This is a genomic window from Dyella marensis (assembly GCF_049532885.1).
GTDB classification, from domain to species: Bacteria; Pseudomonadota; Gammaproteobacteria; order Xanthomonadales; family Rhodanobacteraceae; genus Dyella_D; species Dyella_D marensis.
In genome coordinates this window covers 2174488-2191778 of record NZ_CP064029.1, presented here as the reverse complement: position 1 = coordinate 2191778, position 17291 = coordinate 2174488, and the positions used below count along the sequence as shown (strand labels likewise).

Annotated in this window: 19 protein-coding genes; 7 read left to right on the top strand and 12 right to left on the bottom strand. The window is 66.8% G+C overall.

What is annotated here, in order from left to right:
- Positions 1–3 precede the first annotated feature (3 nt).
- Together ISN75_RS09705 and dbpA are read right to left on the bottom strand one after the other, a co-directional pair.
- Complete coding sequence (locus tag ISN75_RS09705; protein WP_167257464.1) at positions 4–243, bottom strand: putative hemolysin; 240 nt, start codon at positions 241–243, stop codon at positions 4–6.
- 44 nt (positions 244–287) lie between these two features.
- On the bottom strand, positions 288–1667 hold the full coding sequence (dbpA, locus tag ISN75_RS09700) for an ATP-dependent RNA helicase DbpA (protein WP_343821286.1): 1380 nt from the start codon (positions 1665–1667) through the stop codon (positions 288–290).
- A 284-nt stretch (positions 1668–1951) separates the two neighbouring features.
- Here dbpA and ISN75_RS09695 point away from each other — a divergent pair, with 284 nt between their 5' ends.
- Complete coding sequence (locus ISN75_RS09695) at positions 1952–2230, top strand: type II toxin-antitoxin system RelE/ParE family toxin (RefSeq protein WP_343821287.1); 279 nt, start codon at positions 1952–1954, stop codon at positions 2228–2230.
- 9 nt (positions 2231–2239) lie between these two features.
- Positions 2240–2524, top strand: a complete 285-nt coding sequence (locus ISN75_RS09690) for a HigA family addiction module antitoxin (RefSeq protein ID WP_214571815.1) — start codon at positions 2240–2242, stop codon at positions 2522–2524.
- A gap of 19 nt (positions 2525–2543) precedes the next feature.
- On the opposite strand, the gene ISN75_RS09685 is transcribed toward ISN75_RS09690, so the two are convergent.
- The 3 genes from ISN75_RS09685 to ISN75_RS09675 form a co-directional block, all read right to left on the bottom strand.
- Positions 2544–3710 (bottom strand): AAA family ATPase, encoded by a 1167-nt coding sequence (locus tag ISN75_RS09685; protein ID WP_343821290.1) that lies wholly within the window; start codon positions 3708–3710, stop codon positions 2544–2546.
- A 98-nt stretch (positions 3711–3808) separates the two neighbouring features.
- Positions 3809–4072, bottom strand: coding sequence for an Imm32 family immunity protein (locus ISN75_RS09680; RefSeq protein ID WP_343821292.1), 264 nt, complete (start codon positions 4070–4072; stop codon positions 3809–3811).
- A gap of 27 nt (positions 4073–4099) precedes the next feature.
- Positions 4100–4765: a TetR family transcriptional regulator gene (locus ISN75_RS09675; RefSeq protein ID WP_343821294.1), complete on the bottom strand. Its 666-nt coding sequence runs from the start codon at positions 4763–4765 to the stop codon at positions 4100–4102.
- Between the two features lie 91 nt (positions 4766–4856).
- On the opposite strand from ISN75_RS09675, the gene ISN75_RS09670 reads away from it, so the two are divergent.
- From ISN75_RS09670 to ISN75_RS09655, 4 genes are all read left to right on the top strand, one after another.
- Complete coding sequence (locus ISN75_RS09670) at positions 4857–5510, top strand: O-methyltransferase (protein WP_343821296.1); 654 nt, start codon at positions 4857–4859, stop codon at positions 5508–5510.
- 43 nt (positions 5511–5553) lie between these two features.
- Positions 5554–5790, top strand: coding sequence for a hypothetical protein (locus ISN75_RS09665; RefSeq protein WP_343821298.1), 237 nt, complete (start codon positions 5554–5556; stop codon positions 5788–5790).
- 175 nt (positions 5791–5965) lie between these two features.
- Entirely contained in the window at positions 5966–7156 is a 1191-nt protein-coding gene (locus ISN75_RS09660) for an arabinose transporter (protein ID WP_343821300.1), read from the top strand.
- Between the two features lie 99 nt (positions 7157–7255).
- Positions 7256–7981 carry a hypothetical protein gene (locus tag ISN75_RS09655; RefSeq protein ID WP_343821302.1) on the top strand — a complete coding sequence of 242 codons (726 nt, stop codon included), beginning with the start codon at positions 7256–7258 and terminating at the stop codon, positions 7979–7981.
- Here the strand turns inward: ISN75_RS09655 and ISN75_RS09650 are convergent.
- From ISN75_RS09650 to ISN75_RS09640, 3 genes are all read right to left on the bottom strand, one after another.
- Positions 7950–8684, bottom strand: coding sequence for a hypothetical protein (locus ISN75_RS09650; protein ID WP_168647549.1), 735 nt, complete (start codon positions 8682–8684; stop codon positions 7950–7952). The genes ISN75_RS09655 and ISN75_RS09650 overlap by 32 nt on opposite strands.
- 135 nt (positions 8685–8819) lie before the next feature.
- On the bottom strand, positions 8820–9308 hold the full coding sequence (locus ISN75_RS09645; protein WP_343821304.1) for a nuclear transport factor 2 family protein: 489 nt from the start codon (positions 9306–9308) through the stop codon (positions 8820–8822).
- An 81-nt stretch (positions 9309–9389) separates the two neighbouring features.
- Entirely contained in the window at positions 9390–10226 is an 837-nt protein-coding gene (locus tag ISN75_RS09640; RefSeq protein WP_168647550.1) for a plasmid replication/partition related protein, read from the bottom strand.
- A gap of 210 nt (positions 10227–10436) precedes the next feature.
- On the opposite strand from ISN75_RS09640, the gene ISN75_RS09635 reads away from it, so the two are divergent.
- Positions 10437–12410 carry a ferritin-like domain-containing protein gene (locus tag ISN75_RS09635; RefSeq protein ID WP_343821306.1) on the top strand — a complete coding sequence of 658 codons (1974 nt, stop codon included), beginning with the start codon at positions 10437–10439 and terminating at the stop codon, positions 12408–12410.
- Positions 12411–13322: 912 nt separating this feature from the next.
- On the opposite strand, the gene ISN75_RS09630 is transcribed toward ISN75_RS09635, so the two are convergent.
- The 4 genes from ISN75_RS09630 to ISN75_RS09615 all read right to left on the bottom strand — a co-directional run bounded on the left by ISN75_RS09630 (position 13323) and on the right by ISN75_RS09615 (position 17245).
- Positions 13323–14141: an alpha/beta hydrolase gene (locus ISN75_RS09630; RefSeq protein ID WP_343821307.1), complete on the bottom strand. Its 819-nt coding sequence runs from the start codon at positions 14139–14141 to the stop codon at positions 13323–13325.
- Complete coding sequence (locus ISN75_RS09625; RefSeq protein WP_343821308.1) at positions 14141–15031, bottom strand: hypothetical protein; 891 nt, start codon at positions 15029–15031, stop codon at positions 14141–14143. The genes ISN75_RS09630 and ISN75_RS09625 overlap by 1 nt, the downstream gene beginning before the upstream one ends.
- Positions 15032–15163: 132 nt before the next feature.
- Positions 15164–15994: a PhzF family phenazine biosynthesis protein gene (locus tag ISN75_RS09620; protein ID WP_343821310.1), complete on the bottom strand. Its 831-nt coding sequence runs from the start codon at positions 15992–15994 to the stop codon at positions 15164–15166.
- Positions 15995–16060: 66 nt separating this feature from the next.
- Positions 16061–17245 carry a hypothetical protein gene (locus ISN75_RS09615; RefSeq protein WP_168649562.1) on the bottom strand — a complete coding sequence of 395 codons (1185 nt, stop codon included), beginning with the start codon at positions 17243–17245 and terminating at the stop codon, positions 16061–16063.
- Between the last annotated feature and the right edge of the window lie 46 nt (positions 17246–17291).

Genomic DNA, 17291 nt, shown 5'->3' with positions numbered 1-17291 from the left:
GAACTACTTGTGGTCCCGGCGGAAGAGCTCCCACTCTTCGATCCGCTCACCGCCGGGCAAGGTGCAATAACCCGTTTCCCCACCGTCCTTGCCTTTGGCGATGTCCAGCTTGCCGCCGAGCTGCTGGCAGTAGACGGAGGCGGGATTGGCCATCTGCGCGGAGCGTGGCGGGGTTGCCGGTTCCCGTTGCGAGGCGCATGCGGCAAGCAAGCCGGCGAAAGTCGCGAGAATGAGCAGCTTCATGGCCCGATGCCCCTGGGAGGATGGTTGGCGGAGTCTACGGCGGATTAGCCCAGCGTACGCACCCGGAAATTGCGCCCCTTGATCTTGCCAGCGCGCAGACGCTCCAGCGCCTTGTTCGCCAGGGATCGACTTACAGCGACGTAGGCCCGGGTGGCAAACACATCGATCTTGCCGACGTCGTCCGCCTTCAGGCCGGCGTCTCCCGTAAGCGCACCGAGAATATCGCCAGGACGAAGCTTGTCCTGCCGTCCCGCATCGATCACCAGCGTTTTCATCGGCGCCAGGTTCAAGGTCTTTCCACGCGGTGCCGAAAGCTTGAGCGCATGCCAGGCCAGCGGCTGGCCGAGCACCTGCTCGATATTGTCGGCCTTGGGCTTCTCGCGCGGCGTGCACAGCGTGATCGCCAGGCCGGTCTGCCCCGCGCGGCCGGTGCGGCCGATGCGATGGGTATGCGTATCGGGATCGTGCGCGATGTCGTAGCTCACCACCAGCGGCAAGGCGGTGATGTCGAGTCCGCGCGCGGCCACGTCGGTGGCCACCAGCACGGCGCAGCTGCGGTTGGCGAATTGCACGAGCACTTCGTCGCGGTCGCGCTGTTCCATGTCGCCGTGCAGGGCGAGTGCGGAGAAGCCGCGCTGGTCCAGCTCCAAGGCCACGGCATCGACATCGCGGCGCATATTGCAGAACACCAGCGCATGCTGGCCGCGTTCGCCGGTAAGCAATTGCGCCAGCGCATCGAGCTTGCGCGCAGGATCCACCTCGACGAAGCGCTGCTCGATAGCAGGCTTGGTATCGGCCGGCGCCTCCACCGTGATCTCGACCGGATCGCGCTGCAGGCGCCGGCTCACCTCGCGGATGTCTTCCGGATAAGTGGCGGAGAACAGCAGCGTCTGATGGTGCTTGGCGATGCGCCCGACGATATCGTCGATGGCCTCGCTGAAGCCCATGTCCAGCATGCGGTCCGCCTCGTCCAGCACCAGCACCTGGATGCCGCCGCCATGCAGGCTGCCGCGCTTGAGGTGTTCCTGCACGCGGCCCGGCGTGCCGACCACGATGTGCGGATCGTGCGTGAGCGAAGCCAGCTGCGGCCCCAGCGGCATGCCGCCGCACAGGGTCAGCAGCTTGACGTTGGGGATATTGGCGGCGAGCTTGCGGATGGACTTGCTGACCTGATCGGCCAGCTCGCGCGTCGGACACAGCACCATCGCCTGCAGGCGGATCGTCTCCACGCTCAGCGACTGCAGCAGGCTGAGGCCGAAGGCGGCGGTCTTGCCGCTGCCGGTCTGCGCCTGGGCGATCACGTCGCGCCCCTCCAGCATGGGCGGCAGGCTCTGCGCCTGGATCGGGGTCATCTCGTCGTAGCCCAGCGCCTGGACGCTGGCGAGCAAGGCGGGCTTGAGGGGGAGCGTGGTGAAAGCGGTCATGCGGCATGATCGCACGGGCAGCCCCATAAGACATGTCCTAGCGCCAGGAAACTCCTGCTGTCGGCGAACTCCCGACTTGCGTAGGGGAACGCCTTTTTTATGTAGTCCTGCCCAGAGACGCCCGCCAAATTTGCAAAACTTGCGGACGAAGCGACATTGATCGCTGTATATCGATGCTATACAGTACGCATCGATCGTCCATCCGTGATCGCCAGGCTATCGACATGGCGCAATGAGGCCCCAAAGCCTCATGCACGGGCTCAACCAGTCTCTGGGGCAGGCAGATGATCAGGAGTTTTCGCCACAAGGGTGTAAGGAAATTCTATGAGACCGGCTCGATCGCAGGCATCCAGGCGCATCACCGATCGCGCCTGCGCATCTTGCTTACAGCGCTGGATGCAGCCGTCGCGCCCTCCGACATGGGGGCGCCAGGCTGGGAGCTTCATCCGCTGAAAGGCGAGCTCGCAGGGCTTTGGTCAGTCAAGGTCAACGGCAACTGGCGGCTGACCTTCGCCTTCGAAGGCATGAACGCCATCCTGGTGGACTATCAGGACTATCACTGAGGAAACATCATGTCCCGCATGCACAATCCCGCCCACCCCGGTGAAGTACTGCGTGAATACCTCGGCGATCTTTCGGTCACGGAGGCGGCTGAGCGCCTTGGCATCACGCGGGTTTCCCTCTCCCGCATCCTCAACGGCCGCAACGGCATCTCCGCCGACATGGCCCTGCGCCTGGAAGCGGCGCTCGGCACCAGCGCGGAAATGTGGACGACGATGCAGGCTCAGTTCGACCTGTGGGAGGCGCGGCGCAAGAAGCGTCCGAAGATCGTGCCGTTTCCGCCGGCGGCTGCCTGAGCGGCTGGCGGCATCGCCGTCACCTCTCCGGCCAATACCAAGCCGGCTCGTCCAACTCCCTCAGCCCCACCACCCGCGTCTGGCTCAGGTTCTTCTCCAGCGCCACCACGTTGCAACCCGGCGCATCCTCCAGCGCTGCGATCAAGCGCCCCGCGTGCGACACCACCCATACCTGGCTGCGCTTCGACGCCTGCACGATCAGCCTTGCCAAGGCCGGCAGCAGATCCGGATGCAGGCTGGTCTCCGGCTCGTTCAGCACCATCAGCGGGGGCGGCCTGGGGGTTTGCAGGGCCGCGATCCAGAGCAGATAGCGCAGCGTGCCGTCGGAGAGTTCGGCAGCGGAGAGCGGACGCAGCAGGCCGTGCTGCGAGAACAGCAGATTGAAGCGGCCGCCGCGGGTCTCGACATGGACGGAGCCGCCCGGAAAGGCATCTTCCACCGCCGCGGCCAGCGCCCGCGTATCGCCGATCTCGACGATGGTCTGCCAGGCCGCCGCCAGATCGCCACCGTCGTGGCTGAGCACCGGCGTGCGCGTACCCAAGGGGGTCATGCGTGCGGGAGCATCGCGGTCGGAACGGAAATGATCGTAGAAGCGCCATTGGCGGATCCTCTCGCGCATCACCATCGCTTCGGGCGCACGCTCGGCGTCGGCCAGCTGGGCAAACAGGCTCTCGAATACGTTCAGATGTTCGGCCATCACGCGCCAGTTGCGGCCTTCCTTGGTGCGGGCCAGCGCGCCGCGGCGATCGATCAGTACGTTGGCCGGGCGCAGGAAAGGTCCGGCCCAGATCGCCTCGCGCTTGATCTGCGGATCGAATTGGAAAGCCGTCGGAAAATCGGATGGTGGTGGCAAGCCCAGGTCAATGGCGTAACCAAAATCATCACCGGCAAAACCCAGCTTGAGCGCCACCGGCTCCTGCCGCGGCAGCCCCTGGATCGGTATCTCGCCGGTAATCATGCGGCGCGTGATCTTCTCCGGCCCCGCCCACAAGGTGGACGACAAACCACCCTCACGCGCCAGCGCACTCACCACGCCCCCATGCGCGGTTTCCGCCAGCAGGCGCAGGGCGCGGTAGAGGTTGGACTTGCCGCTGCCGTTGGCACCTGTGATGAGATTGAGCCGGCCGAGCGGGATGGTGAGCGAGCGCAGGGAGCGGTAGTTGGCGACGGCCAGGGTGTTGATCATGGGTGCGTCCAGGCGAGGGCTGCTTTGGCGGGGTGCCCTGGATCGTCCGTGGCGTACGGCTCAAACATTGAGACCGGCGTTATCCAGATAATCCGGATCTATCGTTCCGTCTTCTGCAGTTCGCTGGCAAGGGGATTGAAAACGACAAAGTGAGGTGAGCTCGAGAAAACGGGCAGCTTGTCCGCAAGATGCTCGTGGCTAAATGCAGGCCCCATGCTTTCCATGCTCCCGGCGGCCGCGGTGAGGAAGGAGGCCATCTGCCGCAATTCCTCGGGGCCGGCGACCAGTGTGATTTCCGCCAGCTCCATCGGCTCTATGAGTTCGGGCGGCAACTCTCTATCGGCATATCCGTAAATCTTCATGGCATTCCTTCGTTCCAGACCATCATTTCAAGCTTCGCTGCGCTTGGTCGTCTTACGAGTATCCGAAGCCGCTAACTGCTTAAGGTAAGCACAGAACATATCGGACATGGCATCCGCATACGCCATGATCTCCCCTTCAGTACGCGAACTCTCCGAAAACTCCTTCCCCACCGCACTCATCGTCGCCTTCACCAGCTCCCCCGCCAACTCCCTCTTGGCCTTAGGCGTCTCAGGCAACACCTCCCGCATGAACGCCTGCATCGCCCTCTCTCCGGAAGCCTTCACCTCCTTCGCCTCCGGCGCATCGCGATAAAGCGGCGCGGCATCGCTCAGCGCCACGCGCATCGCGGCCTCCTCGCATTCGGAGCGGATAAAGGCGTGGATCAGGGCGCGCAGACGATCGAGCGGCGCCCTGCTCTTGTCCTGCAATATCTGGTGCAGCAAGCCCGTGGTCTGCTGCCATTCGTCGCTCTGCAGCCGGAACAGGATCGCTGCCTTGTTCGGGAAATACTGGTAAAGCGAGCCGATGCTGACACCTGCCTTCTCGGCCACCCGCGCCGTGGTGAAGCGGTGCGCGCCCTCCTTCGCCAGAACCTGAGCAGCCGCTTCGAGAATGGCCGCCACCAGCTCGTTCGAGCGGGCCTGTTTGGGCTGTTTTCGCGAGGAAATCCTGGGGTTCTTGGGTTCGCTCATGGCCGCTCCGGCAATGCGAATAGGAAAACTGACGAATTACTCGCATTCTAATCCGGCCCCGCAATACCCACGCAAGTACCGGAGAAAACCCATGAGCACCCTCACCACTGCCCCGCTTGCCCCGCTGCTGGACGACCTGTTCGCGCAGTCCCAGGCGAACAGCCCGAACTGGTCCGATTTCCCGCGCGAGGAACTGAACCGGCTGATGCACAGCAAGACCGAGTATCGCGATCTTTATGAACGCATGAAGGATTTGTGGCTTCCCGTGTCGCGCGAAACGGCGCAACTGCTCTACATGCTGGCGCGCAGCACCCGCGCGAAGACCATCGTCGAATTCGGCACCTCGTTCGGCATTTCCACCCTGCACATGGCCGCGGCCTTGCGCGACAACGGCGGCGGCCGCCTGATCACCACCGAGTTCGAGCCGGCCAAGGTGGCGCGGGCGCGCGAGCACCTGAAGGCCGGCGGCGTGATCGACCTGGTGGAGATCCGCGAAGGCGACGCGCTGACGACGCTCCGCACCGACCTGCCCGATGCGGTCGACCTCGTGCTGCTCGATGGCGCCAAGGCGCTCTATCCGGACGTGCTCGCCCTGCTGGAAAGCCGCCTGCGCCCCGGCGCCCTGGTGGTGGCGGACAACGCCGACTACAGCCCGGAATACCTGGAACGCGTGCGCGCCCCGGCCAGCGGGTACATGTCGGTGCCGTTCGCGGAAGACGTCGAGCTGTCGATGCGGCTCGGCTGATGGAGCACTGACCGGCCTTAGAACACGGCCGCGGAGGACAACCATGAGCAATAGTCTGCTGCTGCATATCCTTGCTCTGGCGGAACAAGTCGAGCCCGACCGCGAGGCGATCTGGGAGTGGTTCTTCCGGACGCCCATTTCGCCTTACGGCAGGACGGCTTATGAGCTGGGAACAGACGATCGTGGGGATATCGTCATTGCGTTCCTTGAGCGGGTGCTGGACGAAGCCGGCAAGATACCGACCGTCGATCACAGCCCCTATGGCGTCATCCCGGCGTAGGCCGGGATCCAGTGGCGTCAACGCGTGATGGACGCCAGAGCGATCTGCGCTTCGCTGAAACCAAACGCTACCGCCGCTGGATCATGGCCTACCCCAGGATGACGTGCGGCGCACCCATCTCACCGACCGGCTCGAAGCAGCATACCGGGCCGCCGACCCAACGCCCGGAACACCCATGACTTCCACTCCCGCACGCGACCCCGCACAGGGTCGCCTCCTTCTGCTGACCGCCATTCTGTTTATTTCCTACCTGTGCATCGGCATCGCCCTGCCCATCGTGCCGGTCTACGTCACCACCCGGCTGCAACTCGGCAATGCCTGGGCCGGCCTCGGCATCGGCATTGCGTTTCTCGCCACTATCGCCACGCGCGGCTATGCCGGCGGCATCTCGGATCGCCGTGGCGCCAAGCTCGCGGTGGGACGCGGCCTGGCCTTCTATATGGCTGGCGCACTGGTTTCGCTGATCGCCGACGTTTCCTTGCCGTCGGCATGGATCGCCTATGCAGGCCTGCTCGCGGGGCGCTTGCTGGTCGGGCTCGGCGAAAGCCTGGTCGGCGTCGGCATCGTGGCCTGGGGCATCGGCATCGCCGGCCCTGCCCGCTCCGGCCGCGTGCTCGCCCTGATCGGCGCGGCTATCTACGGCGCGCTGGCGGTGGGCGGACCCATCGGCGTGGCGCTGCTCGGCCGTATCGGCTTTGCGGGCGCGATGGCGATCAGCGCCGTGCTGCCATCCTTGGGATTGCTGGCCATCGCCTTTATCGACGGCGTACCGGCGCATCCGGATATCAGCCGCCCTTCGTTCCTCAGCGTGATGAGCCGGATCTGGCTGCACGGTTCCATCGTCTGCCTGCAAGGCATCGGCTTTGCCGCGATCGGCGCATTTTTCACGCTGTACTTCCTGGACCGGCAATGGAGCTATGCGGGACTCGGACTGACCGCCTTCGGCACCGGCTTCGTGCTGATGCGCGTGTGCTTCGGCCATCTGCCGGACCGCATGGGCGGCCTGCGCGTGGCGATCGGCTCGCTGGCCATCGAAGCCGTCGGGCAGGTGCTGATCTGGGGCGCGCACGATCCCGCGCTCGCCTTTGCCGGCGCCTTCCTTACCGGACTGGGCTGCTCGATGATCTTTCCGGCGATGGGGCGCGAAGTGGTGCAGCTGGTGGAACCGCATCTGCGCGGCACGGCCCTGGGCGGTTTTGCGGCATTCCAGGATGCCGCTTACGGCCTCACCGGCCCGTTGGCCGGATTACTGGCCGACCGGGCGGGATACGGCAGCGTGTTCCTGATCGGCGGCGTGGCGGCAGGCATTGGCTTGCTGATCGCGGCAAGTCTCCGCCACGCACGTGCCGTCGCGCTGGAAAGATGACAAAAGCCACCACGGCGCGCTGGCCATTCGGTCGATACCGGATGCTGCCTGCAGCGGGCTAGCATCGGTGCGTTTCGCGCCACGCCAAGGAGTGCACCGATGCCACGAAACCTCCGCCTCGCCGCCCTCGCCCTCGCGGCGCTCGCCGCCACGCCATGCATGGCGCAGCACGACCACCGCTCCATGGTGCCGAACGGCTGCCAGCCGCTGGGCACGCACAAGGTGGGCGATACCGGTTGCTATATCGTCGCGCAGGAGTCGATGGCCGATCCTCCGGCCGGGCCGCTGTACTGGCATCTCGATACCTTCGCCGATGCCAGGGCAGCGCGCACGGCGCGCGGCAGGAACGGCAGCGTGATCGAAGCCTTCGGGCAGGTGTGGCTGCTGACCATCGCCGAAGAAAGCTGGCGCCCGGAAGGCGGCCGGCACGTCGCCACGATCGGCCCGTTCACGCCGCCGACCGACGGCGTGCAGACGGCGACTTATATGGTCGCCACCACCGACGCCACGATGGATTCACTGCCGCATAGCCATCCCGGCCCGGAAGTCTTCTATGTCGTCGAAGGCGCGCAATGCCTGGAAACGCCGGATGGCACGCAGACCCTGCAGGCGGGCGAAGGCAGCGCCGTCGCCGCCGGCGTGCCGATGAAACTCTATGGCGCGGGAGATACGACGCGCCGCGCACTGGTGCTGGTGCTGCACGACGCCGCGCAGCCCGCGGTCATGCGCAATCCGCCGTGGAAACCCAAGGATCTGTGCCTGGCGCAGGGCGGAAAAACGCCGGGCGGCGCGATCAGCCAACCGGAATATCAATCCGCTCGATGAATTTCCGCCGCGGAAACCATTTCACGCCCGCATCGCGCAGCTTCGTGGCCAGCTTGGGCATGGCCTCCAGCGTGGCGGGAATGGACTGGTAGACGTTGGTCGCCGCGGTTTCCCAGCGCGCGAAATGCATGTCGCCAAGCGCCTGCTTGAACTGCTCCATGGTGATCGGCTTGCCCATGATGCCGGCGCGGGCCGCCATGGGATGCACGATCTCGAACAGCAGGTCGTTGCGGATATTGAGATGCAGAATGCAATCGTCGTAGCGGCGCTGCACGGCTTCCACCTGCACGATCAGGTGGGCATCGCCGCGCTCCACCAGAAAAGTCAGGTCTTCCGCGCGCTGGCGCGCATGGCTGCTGGGCGGGTTGGGAAACGCGCGCAGGTTGGAGATCTGGTGCCAGGTGTCCTTGCCCTTGGTCAGCTCGGCCTGCACGGTGGAGAGGTAATGCGCCTGCGATACCAGCACCAGGATGGCGCGGTTGATCGCGCCGGCGCGCAGCTCCTCGCGCCGCATGGCTTCGTTGATGCCCTGGTATTTGAAGGCGAGGATCGCGCCGAGCAGCGTGCCCACGAAGGGGAACGTCCAGGTCGCCAGGTCCTTGGGCGCGACGGCTTCCGTGTAGAACGCCACGGCCACCAGCAGCCCTACGAACAGCAAGGCAAGCAGCGCGAGCAGCCCACCACCTACGCCAGACAGTCTCATGGGATCACCCTTCGGTCACCAGTCCGGTCCCCCTGGTCGATCGACGATGTTCGCACAGCATAGTGTGAAGGCGCCGGCGGGCCGGCCCTCGACGGCAGCCGAAGGGGGTTGCCGTTCAGCCAATCGGCGTTGCGCTTATTTGCCGCCGTTCTCGATGCTGTGGTGGTCGTAGCTGACCACGCGCGTCAGCTGCCACTGGCCGTTCTGGTAGCGCCAGATATGGAGGAACTTGCCCTCGCCCTGGCAGGTCTTGCCGCCGATCTGGCAGAAGCGGTGCGTGCCCGTTTCGATCGCGCCGTAATCCTTGATCGGATACACCTCCAGCGTGCCGACCAGCTCGCGCCGCACCTTGTGGCAGATATTGCGGCGGGTGGCTTCGACCACCGGTTCGCGGCCGAGCATCAGGCCGCCGTTGTCGTGATAGAACTCGATGTCGGCGCTGAAGAAATCGCCGAAGGTCTTCAGGTCGCAGCTGTTGTAGGCGTCGAAGACTTTTTTATCGAGCTCGTTGACGGTGCGCACCAGCGCATCGCCTTGCGGGATGGCGGCGGGCGCCGCGGCATGGACAACGCCGCCAACGAACAGCGGGACCAGCCAAAGGGCAAGACGGCGCATATCGAACATGGAAGGCTCCTGGTCGGCGGTTGACCCCTGAAGCCTAAGCCTTGGAGGCCTTCCGCACAGCATGCCTGATGGCATCCCGCTTCAGCCCTGCAGTTCGGCCAGCCGGCGGCGCAGCTCCTCGTTCTCCGCGGTCAGCTCGGCCACGCGCTGCCGCAGCATCAGCAGCTCCTCGCGCTCGTCCATTTCCGCGGACCCGGCGGCGGCCTCGCCTTCTTCCTGCTCTTTTTTGCGCGGCTTGCGCTTCGACTCGCGCGCCCGCTTGGCCGCCTCCTTCAATTCCTTTCCGCCCGCCTCGGCCGCCGCGCGCTGTTCTTCGGCGGGAAGGCTGGCCACGGCGGCGGCGGCATGGATCGACAGCACGCCGGACTTCACCGCGGCCACCACTTCCTCGGTGGCCTGCTTCTGGATCTTCTCGATCAGGCCGACCTGGCTGTGGCTGAGGCGCGCCTCGCGGGCGAGGTCTTCGCGGCTGGGTACCGGCTCGGGCGACGCAACCGGCGTTTCCGCGGCCGCCGCTTCGGCGGGTGCTTCCGGCGCGGCATGGACCTCGAAAGGCGGCGTTTCGTCTTCGGCTTCCTTTACCCGCCCGCGCCGCGCCGCCAGGATCTCGCGCTTGCGCAGCGCCAGCACGCCGCGCTGGAACGGCGACACGCTGCGCCGGCCCAGGTGCTGCTCGATCATCCACAGGTGCACGTCTTCCATCGACTGGAAGCGCGTGTTCTGGATGGTCTGGAACGGCAGGCCGTGCTTGCGGCAGACACTGTAGCGGTGATGGCCATCGACCAGGGTGTCGCCCCACAGCACCAGCGCGTCGCGGCAACCCTCGGCCAGGATGCTGCGCTCCAGCGCCTCGTACTCGTCGGGCGTCATGGGGTCGATATAGGCCTTGAGTTCCTCGTTGACGACCAGGTCCGCCATCGCTTGTCTTCCGGAAGGGCAAAGGGTGCGCATTGTAGAGAGGCCGAGGCGCCGGCGCTGCCTTGACGCGGAGCGGCATTTGTCCTCAGCTTCCGGCCGACCGGGCGCAAGTGGCGGCGGCCGGCTTCCAGGCCATGGCCGCGCCGCGCTATCGTGCGCGGCGGAGTACCCTCGATCTCCCCACGACACGCTCATCCGGGAAGCCAGCCCATGGCCAGCAACCACCCGCATCTCTCCGCGCCCAGCCGCGAGCAGGCCCTGCACGCGCTGTACGAGGCGGCGGAACTCGAACACTGCCTGATGTGCACCTATCTGTACGCCGCCTTCTCGCTGAAGACCTCGGTGGACGAAGGACTGACGCCGGCGCAGCTGGAAGCGGTGATGCGCTGGCGGCGCGCCATCCTGCAGGTGGCGACGGAAGAAATGGGCCACCTGGTGGCGGTGTGGAACATCACCGTCGCGCTGGGCGGCGCGCCGCGCATCGGCCGCTTCAACTTTCCGCTGGACCCCGGCATCTTGCCGGCCGGCGTGGTGGTGAAGCTGGCGCCGTTCAACCTGGCCACGCTGCAGCATTTCATTTACCTGGAACGCCCCGCCGGTTCGGACGAACCGGATGGCGAGGGCTTCACCTCGGACCGCAGCTTCGTGCGCGGCGCCGACGGCCCGCGCCTCACGCCGATGGGCGTGGACTACGACACCGTGGGCCAGTTCTACGAAAAACTCGGCGAAGGCCTGCGCCGCATGGTCGACATCTATGGCGAAGCCGGCGCGCTGTGCGGCACGCCGGAGCTGCAGCTGACCGACGCGGACGCCAACCTGCCCGGCTGCAAGCGCGTGATCTGCCTGAAGACGGCGCTGGCCGCGTTCGATGCCATCGTCACCCAGGGCGAAGGCGCGCTGGAAAACGTCGAAGACTCGCACTACCGGAAGTTCGCCGCGATCCGCACGGAATACCAGGCGCTGCTGGCGGAGGATCCCCTGTTCACTCCCGCCTTCCCCGCCGCCACCAATCCGGTGATGCGCCGGCCGCCGCGTCCCGAGGGCCGCGTATGGATCGAGGATGCGCGCGCGATTGCCACCGTCGACCTGGCCAATGCCGCGTATGGCCTGATGCTGCGATTGCTCGGTTACGCGTATGCGGTGCCGGCGCCGGATCCGGACAAGGCTCTGTCGGTGGACCTGGCCGTGGGCTTGATGTGGGCGATCGCGCCGCTGGCCGAACGCGCGGCGCGTTTGCCGGCGGGGCCGTCGAATCCGCAGTGCCATGCGGGGCTGTCGTTTATCGCGCTGCGTGATGCGTCGGCGTTTCCGCCGGGGCCGGGCGCGCGGCGGTTCTTCGTCGAGCGGCTGCAGCAGTTGACGGAAGCGGCGCTGCGCTTGAACGAGCAAGGCGATGCGCGCACGGCGGCGGCGGCGACCTTGCTGCAGCGGCTGGCGCAGAGCGCGACGCAGGGTTTCGAGCTTGATCGTGCGGCAAGCACCGCGGGCGCACCGGTGGCTGCCGTCGCCGCACCGCCCTCGCCGTCCACGCCGTCGACCGTCGAAGACGGCATCGAACGCGTCGAGGGCGAGAAGCTGACGCTGCTGTTCGAAACCAGGCGCTGCATCCATGCCCGCTTCTGCGTCACCGGCGCGCCCACCGTGTTCCTTGCCAATGTGCAGGGGCCATGGATCCATCCGGACACCATGGACGTGGAACGCCTCGCCGACATCGCCCACGCCTGCCCTTCCGGCGCGATCCAGTACCGCCGCCGCGATGGCCGTCCCGACGAAACCGCGCCACCGGTGAATCTGGCCGGCACGCGCGAAGCCGGCCCGTATGCATTCCGCGGCGAGCTGTATCTGAACGGTGTGCCGGCCGGTTATCGCGCCACGCTATGCCGTTGCGGCGCGTCGAAGAACAAGCCGTTCTGCGATGGCTCGCATCACGACGCAGGCTTCACGGCCAGCGGCGAACCGCCGACCGGCAAGGCCACCGACATGCTGGCGGTGCGCAACGGGCCGCTGCATGTGGAGCCGCAGCCGAACGGGCCGTTGAAGGTGCGGGGGAACCTGGAGATCGTCAGCGGCACCGGGCGGATGGTGGCGCGGGTGACCGGCGCGTTTCTGTGCCGGTGCGGCGGGAGCAAGAACAAGCCGTTTTGCGATGGGACGCATGCGACTATCGGGTTTGTGGCGGATTAGTGGGGCACGCCCCAACTTTCACATTGTCGCCTGGTTTTCGCGGTGCGGCGACTTGGCCGCTTATGCAGCGGGCATTTCGGACGCCTGCCGGCGCCCGAGTCACTTTCTCTTTGCTGGCCCAAAGAGAAAGTAACCAAAGAGAGAATGGCCTGAGAGCCAAGGCTCGCGACGCGACTAGAAGGAGCGGTGGGCGGCTGCGGTAACTTGATTAACCTGGGTCTACACGAAACCACAGTGCGTTTACGTAGCGGCTTCTTCAACGTGCCGTGGCCGAGAGGACATTCAAGGACTGAGGTCCGCTTGAGCGGTGCGCTCTGCCTCAGCTTCTCAGGTTGAACCCTTCTCCCTCCGGGAGAAGGTACCGGCAGGCGGATGAGGGTTCGGGCGGAGCGCAGCGTTACACCCCGCCACACAAGGGTAGGTTGGGGTGAGCCGCAGGCGAACCCCAACGTGGCGAGGCGCGTGAAGGTGCCTGTGTTGGGGTTCGCCTGCGGCTCACCCCAACCTACGTCACGGCAAGATTTAGCGTTGCGCTCCGCCTGGCCCCTCACCCTGCCCTCTCCCCGGAGGGGAGAGGGGTGATGGCGTGAGGTGAGGTGTGCAGGAACGAAGAGCAAAAGCTGGCCTCGGTCATTGAAAGTCCTCTCGGCCACGGCACGTTGAAGCAGCCGCTACGTAAACGCACTGTGGTTTCGTGTAGACCCAGGTTAATCAGGCTACCGCAGCCGTCCATCGCTCCTTCTAGTCGCGTCGCGAGCCTTTGACTTCAGGCCATTTCTCTTTGGTTACTTTCTCTTTGGGCCAGCAAAGAGAAAGTGACCCGGGCGCCGGCAGGCGTCCGGAATGCCCGCTGCATAAGCGGCCAAGTCGCGGCCACGCAAAACCAGGCGACACCGCAAAAAAGATCCCGGCCTAAGCCGACATAATCACGGAGTCCCCGAGATAATCGAGCATCGCCCGATTGAATTCCTGCGGCCGCTGCAGCAACGCAAAATGAGTCCCCCCCGGCAACGCAATCAACTTCGCACCAGGAATAACCTCCGCCAGGTGCTCCGTATGCCCCCGCGCAACAAACTCATCACGCACCCCCACCACGATGGCCACCGGCACGCGTATCGCCGCCAGCTCCGCATCGCCATACGTAGGCTGCGTATCCGTCATCCGGCCGACCGCCTGGGCAATCTCCTCGAACCGTTCCGCCTCCGGCGAAAACCGCGCATGGTCGTGCTTCACGCGGTTGAACATCCGCCCCAGCACGGGGTCGTCCATATCCAGCGGCGTCAGGCCGTCCAGATGCATCACCGTGCCGAATGCAAACACCCGGGACACCCGTTGCGGCTGCTGCATCGCCATGGTCAGGCCGATGATGGAACCGTCGCTCCAGCCCACGATGGAAGCTGCCGGCAAGTCCAGCGCATCCATCACCGCAAACACCTCTTGCGCTTCCAGCGCATAGCTCAGCGGCCGCGTACCCAACGTGCTGCGTCCGCGGCCGCGGTTGTCGATGGCGATGGCGCAGTAGCCGGCCTCGGTCAGCGCGGCGATCTGGCGGCTCCAGTCGGCGGACTGGTTGAACGCGCCGTGCAGCAGCAGCACCGGCGCGCCTTCGCCGTAGACACCGCACCAGATCGAGGCGCCGGCATAGTCCACGTGCAGCTCCCGCACAGGCGCCGGCAACGGCGGCGTGCCGTGGGCGGCGTAGTGGCTCAGATCGTCGTCGCGGAAGTCCATCAGGCCACCGCCACGTCGCGGCCGGCCAGCCACAGCGCCACGTTGCGCACGTAGCGGCGCGTGGCGTCGAGCGCATGCGGATGTTGCCGGATCGCATCGCCCGGCGCTTCGCTGACGAAGCTGGGACAGCCCAGGCGCGGGTCCCAGTTGTAATCGGCGAAATGATGGAAGGTGGATTGCGCGATCGCCCTGCCGCCTCCGTCCTTCGATTCGAACGCCACCGCCAGATTGAAGGCCTGCCCCGTCGCCCTGCTGCGCCCCTGCGCAATCACGCGGGCGCTCGCATCGCCGGCGGGCGCGTCGACCGCACCCTCATGCGGATGCGACGGCAGGTAAGCCAGCACACCGTTCGCTTCGTCGGGATCGTGCAGCACGGGATGCGGCTCGCCCACGGCGACGACGTGCTGCCAATCGCCATTGGCACCGGAGTGGAAGTTCGGCCACAGGATGTAGGCGGTGTCGCGATCGTCGATCTGCCGGCGCGCGGGATCCGGATCGAGATTGTGCGTATGGAAATAATTCGCCGCACCGATGCCGGCCAGCGAGCAGATCGAGCAGCCCAGATCCATATGGTCGCGCGCCACCAGCACGCCGCCGCCGCGTCCGCGGAAGCGCCCGATGGCTTCGCAGTCCGCATCGTGCAGGCCGTCGCCGACGTCGACGGCGAACAGCCAGAGCTGGTCGAAGCCGGAACGGTCCAGCGTGGACAGCACCGGATCGGGCTGGCCTACCGGGCCGCGGTCGCGTGCGCTTACCTCGAACAGCGGCGCGCCATCCGTGCCGCGTGCCGCGGCCAGCGTCTGCGCCAGCTGCGAAAAGCGCCCGATATGCCAGTCGTCGGCGGCAGTCGGGATGGTGGTCTGCAGGAGCACCCGGATCGGCTGGCTCATGAAAGCGTCCTCATGTGGTGCGGCACGGAAGGCCAAGCTGACAGCATGAACCGAAGACCGGCGCCTGGGAAGGAAGCGCGGCGCGCATCACCGTGTTGCGCCGGCTGCAACAGCCGCCACCGGGGCAACGGCCTAGAGCGCGAGCTGTCCGTCGACGCGCGTGACGCAGGCGCCGCCGATCCACAGGTCCGCACCGCCGCCGCGCACATGGATGCGGCCCGCGCGCCCGATCGCGGTGCCTTGCGCCATCGCGAAGGGCGCCGCCGCCATGCCCTCCTCCAGCAGCCAGCGCGCGAGGCCGGCGTTGAGGCTGCCGGTGGCCGGGTCTTCGGGCACCGCATCGCCGCCGATAAACGCGCGCACTTCGAACGCGGCATCGCCGCCGGGCCACGGTGCGAACAGGCCGATGGGCACGCCGTGCAATGTGGACAGGTCCGGCGCCAGGCCGAGCAGGCGATGGCGATCGTCCAGCATCAGGGCCAGCCAGCCGGCGCCGTTGTCGACCCACTGTGCCCGCTGCACTTCATGGCGCTGCAGCCCGAACGCGCCGAGGATGCCTGCCAGCAGCGCTTCTTCCACCGGGCCGGCACGCAGCAGAGGCGGCGCGCGGAAGGCCAGCTGCGCGTGCTCTGCGCGGACATCGACGAGGCCCACGGCGCAGGACTGCACCAGCTGCTGGCCCTTGGGCACACCACCGGCCGCCAGCCAGGCATGCGCGGCGCCGAGCGTGGGATGCCCGGCGAACGGCATTTCGCGCAACGTAGAGAAGATGCGCAGGCGGTAATCGGCGCGCGGATCGTCGGACGGCAGCAGGAAGCAGGTCTCGCTGAGGTTCGTCCAGCGCGCGAGCGCCTGCATGTCCTGCTCCGACATGCCGCCGGCGTCGTGCACCACGGCGACGGGATTGCCGCGAAACGCTTCGGTGGAAAAGACGTCGACCAGGGTGAATCGGTTCGCGCGCATCGGTGTCCCGCCATGGCCGGCGCGCACCGCGCGGCGCCGGAAAGGCGCGACTTTAGCGCAGCGCGCTTATCCCAGCTTGGGCCCCTGCGGCGCGGCCTGTGCTTCCTGCCGCTGATCCAGCGCGGCCGAGCGCTGCAGGCTTTCCTGCAGCGGCGGCGCGGGCCTGGCCAGGTCGACCTGGCCGAGCATGCCGGGAATGCGGCCGGCGATGTAGACGGTGTCGTTCTCCACCAGCACGGCGCGCACGTGGCCGGCCTTGATGCCGCCTTCCTTCGCGGCGAGCGTGACCTGGGCGAGGCGGTCTTCCGGCAAGCCGGGGGGCAGCTGCGGCTTCAACTCGTCGTAGAGCGCCGGTGCGATGTCGCGCGCGGCGAGCGTTGCGGCGGCGGGCTCGGCAACCGGCGGTGCGGACGGCGTGCGTTCGGACAGTGCGAACGGGCTGGCGGCAAGTTCGTGGAAGCGGTCCGCCGGATGGATCTCGCGCAGCTTCTGCGCGCGCTCCAGGCGCACCTGGCGCGCATCGTCCAGCTCCGCGCGTTCCTTGGGATCGGTCACCGGCCCCGCCACGTCGTGCTGCCACTGCCGGCTGTGCGGATCGAAGGCGTAGCGGTCGTCGCCGCGCTGGATGCGGTCCGGGTCGACCTGCGGCGTGGCGGCCATGGCGCCGGCGTAGGCCACGCCCATGTCCTTGACGTATTCGGCACGGCGCATCTCGTCGTCGCCATAGGCGGCGACCACCGCGGTGAGCGTGTCGTAGCCGCGCCAGGCGCCGAGGCGGCCGCCGTCGAGCATGCTGCGCCAGGCGCCTTCGGTCGCGGTCTCGCCGCCGTGGCGGCGCGCGGCGTCGAGCAGGCGGTTGGGCGTCCAGGCGTCCGCGTCGATGCGCTTGCGCGCGAAGGCTTCGGTGTAGGTTTCCTGCACGTCCTTCACCGGCAGGTTGAGCGCCAGCTCCGGCGCGCCGCCGTTGAAATGCGCGGCGCGGCGCGCGTAGTCCACGCGCACCAGGTCCTGGCCGAATTCCTCCCAGCCGCGTTCGCTCAGGATGGTGTGGTTGCGGCTGTAGGCGTAGTTCTGCGCATAGAGATTGGCGACGGCGCCCGGCGTGCTGTCGTTGCGCACCGCGCCCAGCGCGAGCAGGCCGTAGCCGTCGGCGCCTTCGTGCCTTGCCAGGTAGTTCCAGTAGCGCTCGCGGTTGCCCTGGCGGGCATAGTGGCCGAGCACGTCCATGTCCCTGGGGGTAAGGCCTTCCATCGCTGCGTCTCCCTGCATGCCGATGACGCGCGCCGTGCCGACGGCA

Coding starts and splice junctions, on each gene's coding strand:
- ISN75_RS09645 (WP_343821304.1), bottom strand. CDS start 9,308: ATGTTCGATATGCGCCGTCTTGCCCTTTGGCTGGTCCCGCTGTTCGTT.
- ISN75_RS09625 (WP_343821308.1), bottom strand. CDS start 15,031: ATGAGCCAGCCGATCCGGGTGCTCCTGCAGACCACCATCCCGACTGCC.
- ISN75_RS09650 (WP_168647549.1), bottom strand. CDS start 8,684: ATGAGACTGTCTGGCGTAGGTGGTGGGCTGCTCGCGCTGCTTGCCTTG.
- ISN75_RS09695 (WP_343821287.1), top strand. CDS start 1,952: ATGATCAGGAGTTTTCGCCACAAGGGTGTAAGGAAATTCTATGAGACC.
- ISN75_RS09660 (WP_343821300.1), top strand. CDS start 5,966: ATGACTTCCACTCCCGCACGCGACCCCGCACAGGGTCGCCTCCTTCTG.
- ISN75_RS09665 (WP_343821298.1), top strand. CDS start 5,554: ATGAGCAATAGTCTGCTGCTGCATATCCTTGCTCTGGCGGAACAAGTC.
- ISN75_RS09615 (WP_168649562.1), bottom strand. CDS start 17,245: ATGGAAGGCCTTACCCCCAGGGACATGGACGTGCTCGGCCACTATGCC.
- ISN75_RS09690 (WP_214571815.1), top strand. CDS start 2,240: ATGTCCCGCATGCACAATCCCGCCCACCCCGGTGAAGTACTGCGTGAA.
- ISN75_RS09680 (WP_343821292.1), bottom strand. CDS start 4,072: ATGAAGATTTACGGATATGCCGATAGAGAGTTGCCGCCCGAACTCATA.
- ISN75_RS09635 (WP_343821306.1), top strand. CDS start 10,437: ATGGCCAGCAACCACCCGCATCTCTCCGCGCCCAGCCGCGAGCAGGCC.
- ISN75_RS09640 (WP_168647550.1), bottom strand. CDS start 10,226: ATGGCGGACCTGGTCGTCAACGAGGAACTCAAGGCCTATATCGACCCC.
- ISN75_RS09670 (WP_343821296.1), top strand. CDS start 4,857: ATGAGCACCCTCACCACTGCCCCGCTTGCCCCGCTGCTGGACGACCTG.
- ISN75_RS09685 (WP_343821290.1), bottom strand. CDS start 3,710: ATGATCAACACCCTGGCCGTCGCCAACTACCGCTCCCTGCGCTCGCTC.
- ISN75_RS09620 (WP_343821310.1), bottom strand. CDS start 15,994: ATGCGCGCGAACCGATTCACCCTGGTCGACGTCTTTTCCACCGAAGCG.
- dbpA (WP_343821286.1), bottom strand. CDS start 1,667: ATGACCGCTTTCACCACGCTCCCCCTCAAGCCCGCCTTGCTCGCCAGC.
- ISN75_RS09705 (WP_167257464.1), bottom strand. CDS start 243: ATGAAGCTGCTCATTCTCGCGACTTTCGCCGGCTTGCTTGCCGCATGC.
- ISN75_RS09675 (WP_343821294.1), bottom strand. CDS start 4,765: ATGAGCGAACCCAAGAACCCCAGGATTTCCTCGCGAAAACAGCCCAAA.
- ISN75_RS09630 (WP_343821307.1), bottom strand. CDS start 14,141: ATGGACTTCCGCGACGACGATCTGAGCCACTACGCCGCCCACGGCACG.
- ISN75_RS09655 (WP_343821302.1), top strand. CDS start 7,256: ATGCCACGAAACCTCCGCCTCGCCGCCCTCGCCCTCGCGGCGCTCGCC.